The sequence below is a fragment of the Dolichospermum circinale AWQC131C genome (assembly GCF_000426905.1).
In the GTDB taxonomy this organism is placed as follows: Bacteria; Cyanobacteriota; Cyanobacteriia; order Cyanobacteriales; family Nostocaceae; genus Dolichospermum; species Dolichospermum circinale.
The window spans coordinates 24,227-36,032 of sequence record NZ_KE384588.1; the positions used below are offsets into that span (position 1 = coordinate 24,227).

Annotated in this window: 13 protein-coding genes; 10 read left to right on the forward strand and 3 right to left on the reverse strand. The window is 36.6% G+C overall.

Annotated features, from left to right (window positions below):
* Positions 1–64 precede the first annotated feature (64 nt).
* A complete protein-coding gene (locus tag ACIR131C_RS0101295; RefSeq protein ID WP_028088754.1) occupies positions 65–2,770 on the forward strand; it encodes an AAA family ATPase in 2,706 nt (901 codons plus the stop codon).
* Positions 2,771–2,913: 143 nt separating this feature from the next.
* Here the strand turns inward: ACIR131C_RS0101295 and ACIR131C_RS0101300 are convergent, their stop codons facing one another.
* From ACIR131C_RS0101300 to ACIR131C_RS25880, 3 genes are read right to left on the reverse strand one after another with little or no spacing between them, the layout of a single operon-like run.
* Positions 2,914–3,294, reverse strand: coding sequence for a hypothetical protein (locus ACIR131C_RS0101300; RefSeq protein ID WP_028088755.1), 381 nt, complete (start codon positions 3,292–3,294; stop codon positions 2,914–2,916).
* On the reverse strand, positions 3,287–3,475 hold the full coding sequence (locus ACIR131C_RS0101305; protein ID WP_028088756.1) for a hypothetical protein: 189 nt from the start codon (positions 3,473–3,475) through the stop codon (positions 3,287–3,289). The genes ACIR131C_RS0101300 and ACIR131C_RS0101305 overlap by 8 nt, the downstream gene beginning before the upstream one ends.
* Positions 3,472–3,639, reverse strand: a complete 168-nt coding sequence (locus tag ACIR131C_RS25880) for a hypothetical protein (RefSeq protein ID WP_196811705.1) — start codon at positions 3,637–3,639, stop codon at positions 3,472–3,474. Before ACIR131C_RS25880 ends, ACIR131C_RS0101305 begins: the two co-directional genes overlap by 4 nt.
* 192 nt (positions 3,640–3,831) lie before the next feature.
* Between ACIR131C_RS25880 and ACIR131C_RS0101315 the strand changes: the two genes are divergently transcribed.
* The 9 genes from ACIR131C_RS0101315 to ACIR131C_RS0101355 all read left to right on the forward strand — a co-directional run bounded on the left by ACIR131C_RS0101315 (position 3,832) and on the right by ACIR131C_RS0101355 (position 11,706).
* Positions 3,832–5,040, forward strand: a complete 1,209-nt coding sequence (locus ACIR131C_RS0101315) for an XRE family transcriptional regulator (RefSeq protein ID WP_028088757.1) — start codon at positions 3,832–3,834, stop codon at positions 5,038–5,040.
* 10 nt (positions 5,041–5,050) lie between these two features.
* Entirely contained in the window at positions 5,051–5,596 is a 546-nt protein-coding gene (locus tag ACIR131C_RS0101320; protein WP_028088758.1) for a PIN domain-containing protein, read from the forward strand.
* Positions 5,597–5,679: 83 nt separating this feature from the next.
* Entirely contained in the window at positions 5,680–6,654 is a 975-nt protein-coding gene (locus tag ACIR131C_RS21600) for a branched-chain amino acid ABC transporter permease (protein ID WP_051347461.1), read from the forward strand.
* A 77-nt stretch (positions 6,655–6,731) separates the two neighbouring features.
* Positions 6,732–7,490 carry an ABC transporter ATP-binding protein gene (locus ACIR131C_RS0101330; RefSeq protein ID WP_035367902.1) on the forward strand — a complete coding sequence of 253 codons (759 nt, stop codon included), beginning with the start codon at positions 6,732–6,734 and terminating at the stop codon, positions 7,488–7,490.
* A 2-nt stretch (positions 7,491–7,492) separates the two neighbouring features.
* Positions 7,493–8,227 carry an ABC transporter ATP-binding protein gene (locus ACIR131C_RS0101335; protein ID WP_028083902.1) on the forward strand — a complete coding sequence of 245 codons (735 nt, stop codon included), beginning with the start codon at positions 7,493–7,495 and terminating at the stop codon, positions 8,225–8,227.
* 46 nt (positions 8,228–8,273) lie between these two features.
* Positions 8,274–8,765 carry a hypothetical protein gene (locus tag ACIR131C_RS0101340; RefSeq protein WP_028083903.1) on the forward strand — a complete coding sequence of 164 codons (492 nt, stop codon included), beginning with the start codon at positions 8,274–8,276 and terminating at the stop codon, positions 8,763–8,765.
* 298 nt (positions 8,766–9,063) lie between these two features.
* Positions 9,064–9,726: a pentapeptide repeat-containing protein gene (locus tag ACIR131C_RS0101345; RefSeq protein WP_035367903.1), complete on the forward strand. Its 663-nt coding sequence runs from the start codon at positions 9,064–9,066 to the stop codon at positions 9,724–9,726.
* A gap of 183 nt (positions 9,727–9,909) precedes the next feature.
* The gene (locus tag ACIR131C_RS0101350; RefSeq protein ID WP_028088759.1) at positions 9,910–10,734 is read left to right on the forward strand and encodes an SDR family oxidoreductase; all 825 of its coding nucleotides are present in this window, start codon (positions 9,910–9,912) and stop codon (positions 10,732–10,734) included.
* Positions 10,735–10,770: 36 nt separating this feature from the next.
* On the forward strand, positions 10,771–11,706 hold the full coding sequence (locus ACIR131C_RS0101355; protein ID WP_028088760.1) for an alpha/beta fold hydrolase: 936 nt from the start codon (positions 10,771–10,773) through the stop codon (positions 11,704–11,706).
* The last annotated feature ends 100 nt before the right edge of the window (positions 11,707–11,806 follow it).

Sequence of the window (11,806 nt, forward strand, 5' to 3'; positions counted from 1 at the left end):
TATGAGATATAATATCTCTAAATTTTAAAATCATACACAGATTAAGCAACACCAAAACCATATTATGAATAACAAATCTCCTGTACCGCGTTTAGATTTAGCCCCTAAATTACGCCGTCCTCTCTCTTTATGGAATCCTTTAGATTACCTACTATTGTTGTATTGGGTGTTTTATTTTCCCCAGGCTTTGCGGTGGTATGTTGATACCTTTGGCGGGGGTTATATTCCTAAAAAAGAAATGAATTGGAGTGAAGGAATAAAAATATTACGCCAAAATCCTGTTCAGCGCAAATTGTTATTTCAAAGTGTAATCTTAAAATTGTTATTTCAAAGTGTAATCTTAACAATAATTATACCCATATTAATTTGTTTATTTCTGCAAGCATTAGGCTTGCGTATTAACTGGGAAAACGTGGCACGAAGTGTGGCGTTCGGTGTGGCAGGAGGTGTGGCGGGAGGTGTGACGTTCGGTGTGGCAGGAGGTGTAGCAGGAGGTGTAGCAGGAGGTGTAGCAGGAGGTGTAGCAGGAGGTGTAACATTCGGTGTGACGTTCGGTGTGACGTTCGGTGTGACGTTCGGTGTGACGTTCGTTGCAGTACAAGGTGTGGGACTGGATCTAGATGTGGGGGAAGATATGGCAGAAGGTGTGGCGGAAGATATGCTGAAAGTTATGGTTGTGGTGAAAGTTCTGGTGGCAGTTGTGATGGGATTTGCGCTATCGGGAGTTTGGCCGGGAGTTTTGGCGGGAGTTTTGGCGGGATTTTTAGCTTCCTTACACTTGGAAAATTGGTTATTTGGCTTGCTGTTAAACTTGGGTTATTTCCGAACTAGCAGTTTTTTACTACCCAGAATTACTTCTATCCCTTTACTCTATTTAGATTCATACTTAAAAAACTGGTTATTACAAGACTGGGAAAACGGCATACATAATGTTAATCAACTATTGGCCTATACCATGCAATATACTCCTGTAGTTAACGCAGTGAATAAGGCACTGAAAATAAAGCCAGAAGAAGAAATAATTTGGTCTATTTCTCAGTTAGCAGAAACTACTTATGATTGGAAATTAATGTATTTTACATCTGCTGATTTTCCTGATGTAAGTGAAAAAAGAAGTACCCGCCTTGATATTTATCCTTATGCACCAGACTATTACTCAGAAGTTACTCGTGTAAGTAAAAAAACAAATACCCGCCTGGACACTCCCTCCCGTGCTGCTGCTGCTGGTTTTTGGTATCTGCATGAAAAACAACCCAATAAAGCCACAGAAGCATTTGCCGTTGTTCGTTCTCTTCTGTATGGGGAAGAAATGTATATTCTTGCTCAAACTTTAGCAGTATTTAACGATGTAAAAGATTTGAACTCTATTGCTAATCTAGAAATACCTACATTTCCCACATCAGATTTATTACGTCCTGCCACCTGGCAAAAATTAGATAGATTTGTCAAAATAATTGAAGATATAAAAATCATTAACCGTAGTGTCTCCCGTGCGTCTCGTTCTTTGGCTTTAAATCGCGCATTAGGCGAACTGAAAACTATTTTAAATACAGCCGATACCCTACCCAAAGCAGAAAAAAAATTAATTATAGATATTGCTAACAACTGGCAACAGCAACTATTACAAATTGCCGGTGAAGTTGGGAAAGTTGTTATTGATAAACCTGTCAATAATCATTATGTTGTCGGCGACCCTGTAATGGGTAATTTATTTATTGGTAGAGAAGATATTATGAGACGATTAGAAGAACTTTGGCCTAGGGGTATTCAACTCCAGTCAGTAGTTATTTATGGTCATAGACGTATGGGTAAAACTTCGATTTTACTCAATGCTGCTGACTCTTTAGATAATCATGTCAAAGTTGTTTATGTGAATTTACTAAAATTAGGAGATGTCACCCAAGGAGTAGGTGAAATATTAATGGCTATTAGTGATGAAATTTCCCAAGTTGTGAATATTGAACCTCCCCATGATGATGATTTATTAAAACTTCCCGAACGGACTTTTAATCGCTATTTTGAAAAAGTAATTAAAAATTTATCCGGTGGGTTAATTATTGCTATAGATGAATTTGAGAAAATTGAAGATTTAATTAAAGCCGGAAAAATTAGCCCAGATTTTATGGGTTTCTTGCGTAGTTTAGTCCAAGCACATTCTCAAGTTGCTTTTGCTTTTGCTGGTTTGCATACCTTAGATGAAATGACAGCAGATTATTTTCAACCTTTTTTTGCTAGTGTTCTACCTATTCATGTCGGTTTTCTAAGTCGTGGTGCAACTGGTCAAATTCTCGCTAACCCAGCTATTGAAGATTTTTTATTAGACTACACACCGGAAGCACTAGATAAAATTTATGATTTAACCTATGGACAACCTTATTTAGTGCAGTTGGTAGGTTTTCATTTAGTGCGATTATATAATGATTTTATTTTTGAACAAGGAAGAAACCGCGACCATATTTTGACTGTGGAAGATGTAGAAACAATTGTCACGAAACCGGAGTTTTTCCAAAGAGGTAGTAATTACTTTCATGGTGTTTGGGGTCAAGCTGGAGAAAATAATGATCATACTCAACAAATAATTTTAACCCATCTGGCAAAATATCCCCAAGGATTAAATGTAAATGATTTAGTTGAGTTGACGGGAATAAATGAAACTGATTTACATAAAGCTTTAGAAACTTTAAAACGTCATGATGTGGTAGAAAATCAGGGACGCTGGAAAATAATAGTAGAATTATTTCGCCGTTGGGTTGTTAAAACACATTCTTGATATACAGCATTTCCCGGTATTATGAAGTACAGATATTAATCATAAAACTCTTGTGGTGCGGGCATACTTCGGCAAGCTCAGTACAAGTCTTGCCCGCATAAGGTGTACCTCACTCAAGCTGAAATTGCTGTATATTGTTATGATTAAATTTCTATTTTTAGACTAGGGGATACTTGGATTTTTGGTAATGGTTTTAATGGGGTATTTACTGGGGAATAACGACAATAACAAATAACTACTGATTCAAAAGTACCCAGAGGTAAATCTGGTACATATTCTTCTACCTTGGAAACTTCCCAATCACCAATTCTATAATGTGTACTTGCACCTGGAAATTCAGGATCTACATATTCTTCAATTTGACTAAATTCCTTGAGTCTATAACCTGGTTCGGGAATAGGTTTTTTAGAACCATCATAATGTTCAGCTAGGATATCAGTACAAGCTCCAGTATGAGATAATAACATTCTTTCCCAGTTTTTTAACTGTCCTTTATCTGCTTTAAAAATAATATATTTACTCATTTTCTGATTCCTCATAATAACTAGGAAATTCTGTTTCACCTTCAAACACACAATCAACTTTGAGAAGTTTATTATTAGTAGGTTCTACTTTCAATAATTCCCATCCGTATTTATCAGCCATTTCTTGACATTTATCTCTGTCTGTAGCTGCGTGTCTGGAAATTTTTTCGTCTTCTGTCATGGTGATTTTACCTGTTGAGACTTTTTGTTTTCGGCGATCGCTCTCTTGACAATCACCTTAGCTAATTGCGGAACACTGAGAAACTCTCTAGTAGCCCAATCTTCTAAGTATTTATATTCATCTTCTTCTATGCGAATTGTCATTTGCGGTTTTTTGGAAGGCATATCTAACCCATGATTCACTACTCCTAAATTATCGTTCTTATTAGTCTGATTGACTAATAATGAATTAAAGTATTTACAGGTGATGCACTTGTAACTATAATATTAACAAGTAATCTATTTGTCAACTATATTAAAACCTGACATTATAGCTAAATTAATATAATTATTACCTGACATTATCAAAGAAACATCATGACTACCAACATTCTGGATAACATTGATCTGCGGACATTAGGAGAACTCCTCCAACAAGCGCGTAAAAAATGCAACATGACTCAAGCGGATGCAGCCAAGATTATTGATGCTGCACGCACCACTATGATCGCCATTGAAAAAGGAGAACGTCGCATCAAAGCGAACGAACTCATTAAACTTGCTCGTGCTTACGGGCGTTCAATAAGTGAATTTGTGCGTCAACGGCCAATAGTCCAACCTTTTGAAGTGCAGTTTCGGGCAGTTTATCAACGTAATCAAGAACAACAGGCAGAAATTGAACCATTTATCCTGCATTTAGAGGAATTATGTCAGAATTATCTGGAACTTGAAAAAATCATGGATGCGCCAATAGCGCGTAACTATCCTTTTGAGTATCAAGTAACAGATATGCCTATCAAAACTGCTGCGGAAAGTATAGCCGTTGCAGAACGTCAGAGATTAGGCTTAGGTGATGCTCCCATTCCTCAACTACGCGACATCTTAGAACAAGATGTAGGTTTACGGATCTTCTATTTGCCAATGCCAGCAAAATACTCAGAAATATATAGTTATAATGAGCAAATTGGCGGTTGTATGGCTATAAATGCCCACCATCCAGAACAGCGTCGGCGCTGGTCAATGGCGCATGGATATCTACACTTTTTAGCGCATCGGCAAAAACCAGAGTTTCATTTTGATGGTCAATATCAACGTTTTCCCGAAAGTGAACAACTAGCGGAAACTTTTCCCAAATATTTCCTTATGCCAACTAGTGGCCTATTGAAACGGTTTAATGATATGTACCGTACTCATGGTAAATTCACACCAACCAATTTATTTACACTAGCTCATTATTATGGTGTGTCCGTAGAAGCCCTAGTGTATCGGTTAGAAGAAATGGAACTTCTACCTTCTGGAACTTGGGATAAATTGCGAGATAGAGGTTTAAAAGTCAGAAAAGTACAGCAAGAACTGGGTTTAGAACAAATTCCCCAAAGGGTTGATATGATGCCATTGCACTATCAACATCTAGCAATTGAAGCACTAGATCAGGGTTTAATTACAGAAGGGCGTTTTAGTGAATTTCTCCATGTTGACCGTTTAGAAGCCCGTCGTATTGCTGCACTACTCAGGTACTACTCAAGCGGAATGATAGAAGAAGATACAGATTTTGATTTGCGTCAAATCCAAACTACTGGGAAGTGAGGAGTATGTTATGAAAATTACTCACTCCCATATTATCCTTGATGCTTGTTGTATTCTTAATTTCTGTGCGTCAGGTCAATTTCTAGCAATTTTGAAATCTCTTCCCGCTGAAATTATCGTCACTACAGTTGTACAAGAAAGAGAATTAAAAACACTGCAAAAACTTCAAGAAGAAGAAAATGATGCTGTGTTAGAATTTGAGACAGCTATCACACAAGGTTTATTAAAAGTGGTAGATTTTGCATCAGAAGAAGAGGAGGAATCTTTTGTTAATTATGCTGCTGACCTGGATGATGGTGAAGCTGCAACTTTTGCTATTGCAGTACATCGAAAATGGGCAGTGGCCACTGATGACAACAAAGCTATCAAGTTTATTAAAAGAATTTTTCCCGATCTTCAGATTGTATCAACTCCAGAAATAATTAAATATTGGTCAGAAAAAGAAAGTGTTAATCATTTATTATTAAATAATGTACTCAATGCAATTAGAATTAAAGGACATTATCAACCTCCAAAAAATCATCCTTTGCGAAATTGGTGGACAAATGCTTCTTAATACAGCATATTGTCAGTCAATCAGGCACAAGATTGATGTATACTGACTATAAGTAAAATGCAAAATGTCTCCCACACCAAAATATGGCTGAATTTTTCTCTACTTACGGCTCTTTAATTGTCTCAATGGTCTTAGGCTCACTGCTAGGACTATCACTTTATCTGCCATTAATGACCGGACAATTATCTTTAGCTAGTCCGGGATTTTATGCTATAGGTGGATATATTGCCGCTATTTTTTCTACTAAATTTTTTATATCTAATAGTGATTTATTCCCAATTCATATCTTATTATTTGAGATGTTAATTGCTGGAATTATTTCCGGTTTATTAGGTATAGCCGTGGGAGTTCCCGCTTTAAGATTGCGAGGAATTTATTTAGCAATTGCTACCATTGCTTTTGTGGAAGTTTTGCGGGTGATATCTTTAAATTTAGAGATCACAGGTGGTGCTGTTGGTATTTTTGGTATTCCCCAACCTTTCCAAACACCAATAGAATATTTATGGATTGCTTTACCTTTATTAATTATCAGCATGGTGGTGATTTATCGTCTAGAACGTATTCGTATTGGCCGAGCTTTTATTGCTATCCGTGAAGATGAATTAGCAGCGGGAGCAATGGGAATTAACCCCACCTATTATAAAGTTTTAGCCTTTACCTTGGGTTCAATTTTAGCGGGGGTAGTTGGCGCAGTTAGCGCCCATTTTCTGAATACTTGGAATGCTCGTCAAGGAACTTTTGACGCGAGTATTATCTATTTAACCTTTGTGTTAATTGGTGGTTCTAGAAGTTTTTTAGGTGCAGTATTAGGGGGAATGGTATTTACAGCTTTACCAGAAGTATTAAGAAATCTCGCTGATACAGGTGGTTTACCAAGTTGGTTATCTCACTTTTTACGAGATGGAAGATTAATTATTTTTGGGTTGTTAATTGTCATTGGTACAATATTTTTTCCCCAAGGTTTAGTCACTCCTGATATTTTCAAGCAAATCAAGTTAAAAATATCTCAATTTTCAATTACTGCTAAAAGAGGGAAGGGGAAAAAGGCAAATCTTTAACATTGAAAAGGTATTTTCTCAAACAAACTTGACAATTTCACCTTTTTTGAATTTAAATCACATAAATCATAGTTAAGATGATGTTAACAGCAAAAGAATTAACCCGTCGTTTTGGTGGTGTAGTCGCAGTCAATAATCTATCTTTTTCGGTTAATCAGGGAGAGATTTTTGGCTTTATTGGACCTAACGGTGCTGGTAAAACTACACTATTTAATTTAATTACTGGTTTAATTCCTCCTTCTAGTGGTGAATTAATTTATCAAGGTCGAGTAATTTCTCAATTACCACCTCATCAAATTGCGGGTTTAGGAATTGCGAGAACATTTCAAAATATTCGCTTATTTGGGGAATTATCGGTATTAGATAATGTAATTATTGCCAGACATTTACACACTCACAGCAATATTATTACAGGAGTGTTAGGTTTACCATTAGCAGTCAAGGAGGAGGAAAACAGTAGAGAAAAAGCCTTAGAATTATTAACATTAATTGGTTTAGATAATCGCACCGAAGAAAAAGCTAAAAATTTAGCCTATGGTGATCAACGTCGTCTAGAAATTGCTCGGGCTTTAGCTTTAGAACCGCAAATTTTACTTTTAGATGAACCTGCGGCCGGAATGAACCTTAACGAAAAACAGCAATTGAGTGAATTTATTCGAGATTTGCGCGATCGCTTTCATTTCACTATTATTATAATTGAACATCATGTACCATTAGTTATGGGATTGTGTGATCGGATTGCAGTTTTAGATTTTGGACAGTTAATAGCTTTGGATAAACCATCTCTAATTAGAAACAATCCAAAGGTAATTGCAGCTTATTTAGGGAATGAATGATAATGAACACAGATCAACATCAATTAACCAGGGAAATCATATTAGATCTACAGGAAATCAATGTCAGTTATGGTGGTATTCAAGCCTTAAAAAAAGTTAATTTAACTATTAAAAAAGGTGAAGTAGTCACCCTAGTTGGTGCAAATGGGGCTGGAAAAACTACCACATTAAAAGCAATTTCTAAAATGCTAAATCCCCAAAGTGGCAATATTATTTATCAAGGACGAAATATCAATCGTCGTCAAGGCCATGAAATGTTAAAACTTGGTTTAGCCCATTGTCCAGAAGGGCGGAGAATTTTAGCCAAACAAACGGTTTTTGATAACTTAATGTTGGGGGCTTATGTGCGTGGAGATAAAAATATTAAAACAGATATTTCTCAGCAATTTGATCTATTTCCTCGGTTAGCACAAAGACGCAATCAATTAGCAGGAACTCTCAGCGGTGGAGAACAACAAATGTTAGCTATTGCACGGGCTTTAATGAGTAGACCAAAACTCTTACTTTTAGATGAACCCAGTTTAGGTTTAGCCCCTGGGATTGTTAAAGAAATTTTTACAATTATTCAGAATTTACGAACAACAGGAGTTACGATTTTATTAGTTGAACAAAATGCTAATTTAGCTTTGAAAATTGCAGACCGAGGCTATGTATTAGAAGCAGGTTCTATGATTTTAACAGGTGCAGCCTCAGATTTAATTAAAGATGAAAAAGTTAAACAGGCTTATTTAGGGTAGGGAATAGATAAGATCATAGGAAAGTTGAAAAAAGAGTAGTTTAATCATGGACAATTCCCCAATTAGATCAAAATCTTTAAACTTTCAAGAAGATTATCCATGTCCAGTATGTCGTATTGGTAAAATTTCGCAAATGCCAATGATGGAGGCTATGTGCTGTGATTTTTGCCACGAAATTCTTACGGTCAATTTGGAACTACAGCAAGTGAAAATGCCTTCTAGAGAACCACCATTAGTTTGGCATTGGAATGGATTTAAGTGGACTCAAGCTCAATTATTAGGTGTGGAATTAGGTTGGGGTTATAGTTTAGCTGCCATTGCTTTTGTCATTTTACCGACAACTTTGATAGGTATTACGGTATATTGTTTTCCCCCTGCGGCTGATGATTTTTTTACCTGGATTCCATTGATTTGGACAGTATTAACTTTTTTGTCGCACTTAGCAATTATTGTTTGGATTGTTATTGAGGTTTATCGCGTCCCCATTGTAGCATATTTGCAAGCCATTGGTCGCTGGCGAAATGGATTGATCAGATAAGACTTTGTTTTTAAATGTTGTAGTTCATTTATTTTAAATACACTGGATTAAATTTTCGAGGATTCTCAAAAATTCTCACATTTCCCTGTGGACTCCTAACTGCCGCAAAAATACTTTTTTTCCTAACTCTAAATAAGTTCAGGGCATTGCTGAAGCTTCTTGGTACAATTTCCGCCAGTGGGTTGAATAGTTTGTTCAATTCCATGCCGATAGCAGCAGCAATCAATCGTTATACTGAACAAATGACTGCATAACCCATCATTTGTTCAATTATTATCTTCATCTTCACTAATATATCATGACGAGCGAATTGGAGCGGTACTACAGAATCTTGGAATTAGAGCCGGGGGCCACACTGGAAGAAATAAATCAGGCTTATAAAGATTTAGTGTTTGTTTGGCACCCAGACCGCCTCCCAAAAGACAATCCGCGTTTACAGCACAAAGCCCACGAAAAGCTGAAATCATTGAATATGGCGCGGGATAAATTGCGCTCTTTAGGAGATAAACAGCCCCTTTCCCCTAATTCTCAACCAGATAAACCATCCAAAACTTACTCTTACTCAGCAAAAACAACCTATCAACAACCACAGCCAAATTCAGATTTGAGTGGTAAAGATTTTAGTCGCGCTAACTTGAGTAATCGGGACTTATCTGGAAGAAACTTGAGTTATGCTAATTTAAGCAGGTCTAATCTCAGTGATACTTTTATGCACAAAGTGATTTTGAGAGGTGCGAATTTGTCAGAAGCCAATTTATTTAGAGCTAACTTACTTTTAGCAGATTTAAGAGAGGCAAATTTACGCTCGGCAAATTTGGTTGGTGCGGATTTCAGCGGGGCTGATTTGCGGGGTGCTGATTTGACAGGGGCAAGAATTCGTTCAGGCGATCGCTTGCTGGTAAAATTAATTGGTGCTAACTTAGCCGGAGCGATCATGCCAGATGGTACAATTCATACCTAAAATCAAATCTAGTCGCTAAAAAGCAAAAAACCAAGTCAACCTACCGTTATAGATATGAATAGCCAGAAATAAAAAAGTTAACCTAATAGCCATTAGTTAAAAACTTGCATATTCCTGTACTATTTGATTATTAACTGGTAATTCTTAAAAATAGTTGAATTTATTTTAGTTCTATTAAACATCATGAATATTGCAATCATTGGTTGTGGTTACGTAGGTTATGCAGTTGGCAAATATTGGCAGTCAAACAGTAATTTTCTGCTGACGGTCACCACAACTAGCCCAGAACGTATACCAGTTTTAGAAACAATTGCACCCAAAGTTATTGTCACTCCAGGTAACGATTTAGTAGGGTTAAAAGCCGTATTAAGAAATCAGAATGTTGTCTTGTTAAGTGTAGGAGCAAAAAACGCCGATTCCTATGAAGAAACCTATGTACAAACTGCTAAAAATCTAGTTTCTCTACTTCCCAAATTTCCTAATGTTCGTCAAGTAATATATACAGGTAGTTATTCAATTTATGGAGATAGAAATGGCGTATGGGTAGACGAAGAAAGTCCACCAGCACCAGCTAATCGCAATTCTCAACTGCTACGAAAAACAGAAGACATATTATTATCAGCAAATAATGAAAATACCCGCGTCTGTATTCTCCGTTTAGGTGGTATTTATGGACCCGGTAGAGAATTAGTAAAAATATTTGCTAGAGCCGCAGGAACAACCCGCGCTGGTAATGGCGAAGATATCACCAATTGGATTCACCTTGATGATATAGTTGGTACTATAGAATTTGCCCGTGAACATCGCTTAGAAGGTATTTATAATCTTGTTGATGATAGTCATCTCACGAATAAAGAATTACTTGATCATGTGATGAAAAAAAATAATTTACCTAATGTTATTTGGGATGCAAATAATAAAAATATCCGCCCCTATAATGCCTGGGTATCCAATCAAAAACTTAAAGATGCCGGTTATCAATTTATTCATCCCCGCATCATTTTTTAGCAATTCTTAAAACTCCCCCTATAAAAACTTGAAATTATGTCCTTATCTAAATCTAAAACAGCATCTCCTAGCCAATATTATCTTTGGCAAAATTACCGCTGTGCTTACGAAATTCATCAACCGCTCAATTCTCCAGCAACGGGTATTCCTTTACTGTTAATTCATCCCATAGGAGTAGGATTATCCCGGCAATTTTGGCAGCGATTCTGTCGAGAATGGTATGATAAAAATCACCAAAATCCTATTTACAATCCCGATTTACTGGGTTGTGGTGAAAGTGATATGCCACCTCTAGCACACAAACCAATTAACTGGGCAAAACAGTTACAATACTTCTTGCAAACTGTGGTCAAAAAACCTGTTATTATCGTAGTGCAAGGAGCTTTATTACCAGTTGCTATTGAATTAGTCAAACTGGAAAAAGAATTAATTGCTGGGTTAGTATTTTCTGATCCTACATCTTGGCCAGTAATTACTAAAAACGCCCCTAAATGGCAACAAAATCTACTTTGGAGTATTTTTACATCCCCCATAGGTAATGCTTTTTTCCGCTATGCTCGCACCCGCAAATTTTTGTATTCTTTCTCCGTGGAAAAATTGTTTGCTGCTAGTGAAAATGTTGATGATGAATGGTTAAATATGCTGGAAGCAGATGCTAAAAATATCAATGGACGTTATGCCGTATTTGCTTTTTTAGCGAGGTTTTGGCAAAGAGATTACAGTAGTGATATTGCTGCAATTCCCTATCCTACCTTATTAGTTATGGGACAAAAATCTCTGGGTATTAGTAAAGAAAGCAAACAAGAAAGTCCAGATCAAAGATTAGGGCATTATCTCAATTGTGTATCTCAAAGTCAGGGAATAAAAATAACTGGGAAAAATGTTATGCCCTATGAATCTACTCAGGCATTTGTTGAGGGAGTATCTCCGTTTATAATCAAACTCACAGAATCAAATTTTGAGAATCATTAACCGCAGATTAACGCAGATTAACGCAGATTAAAACTGATAAATTACAGCAGTTTCCGATATTATGAAGTACAGATATTAATAATAAAACTCTTGTGGTGCG

Bases quoted from the DNA above. Each gene is read 5' to 3' on its own strand.
- ACIR131C_RS0101295 (WP_028088754.1), top strand. From the start codon at position 65: ATGAATAACAAATCTCCTGTACCGCGTTTAGATTTAGCCCCTAAATTA.
- ACIR131C_RS0101300 (WP_028088755.1), bottom strand. From the start codon at position 3,294: ATGAGTAAATATATTATTTTTAAAGCAGATAAAGGACAGTTAAAAAAC.
- ACIR131C_RS0101305 (WP_028088756.1), bottom strand. From the start codon at position 3,475: ATGACAGAAGACGAAAAAATTTCCAGACACGCAGCTACAGACAGAGAT.
- ACIR131C_RS25880 (WP_196811705.1), bottom strand. From the start codon at position 3,639: ATGCCTTCCAAAAAACCGCAAATGACAATTCGCATAGAAGAAGATGAA.
- ACIR131C_RS0101315 (WP_028088757.1), top strand. From the start codon at position 3,832: ATGACTACCAACATTCTGGATAACATTGATCTGCGGACATTAGGAGAA.
- ACIR131C_RS0101320 (WP_028088758.1), top strand. From the start codon at position 5,051: ATGAAAATTACTCACTCCCATATTATCCTTGATGCTTGTTGTATTCTT.
- ACIR131C_RS21600 (WP_051347461.1), top strand. From the start codon at position 5,680: ATGGCTGAATTTTTCTCTACTTACGGCTCTTTAATTGTCTCAATGGTC.
- ACIR131C_RS0101330 (WP_035367902.1), top strand. From the start codon at position 6,732: ATGATGTTAACAGCAAAAGAATTAACCCGTCGTTTTGGTGGTGTAGTC.
- ACIR131C_RS0101335 (WP_028083902.1), top strand. From the start codon at position 7,493: ATGAACACAGATCAACATCAATTAACCAGGGAAATCATATTAGATCTA.
- ACIR131C_RS0101340 (WP_028083903.1), top strand. From the start codon at position 8,274: ATGGACAATTCCCCAATTAGATCAAAATCTTTAAACTTTCAAGAAGAT.
- ACIR131C_RS0101345 (WP_035367903.1), top strand. From the start codon at position 9,064: ATGACGAGCGAATTGGAGCGGTACTACAGAATCTTGGAATTAGAGCCG.
- ACIR131C_RS0101350 (WP_028088759.1), top strand. From the start codon at position 9,910: ATGAATATTGCAATCATTGGTTGTGGTTACGTAGGTTATGCAGTTGGC.
- ACIR131C_RS0101355 (WP_028088760.1), top strand. From the start codon at position 10,771: ATGTCCTTATCTAAATCTAAAACAGCATCTCCTAGCCAATATTATCTT.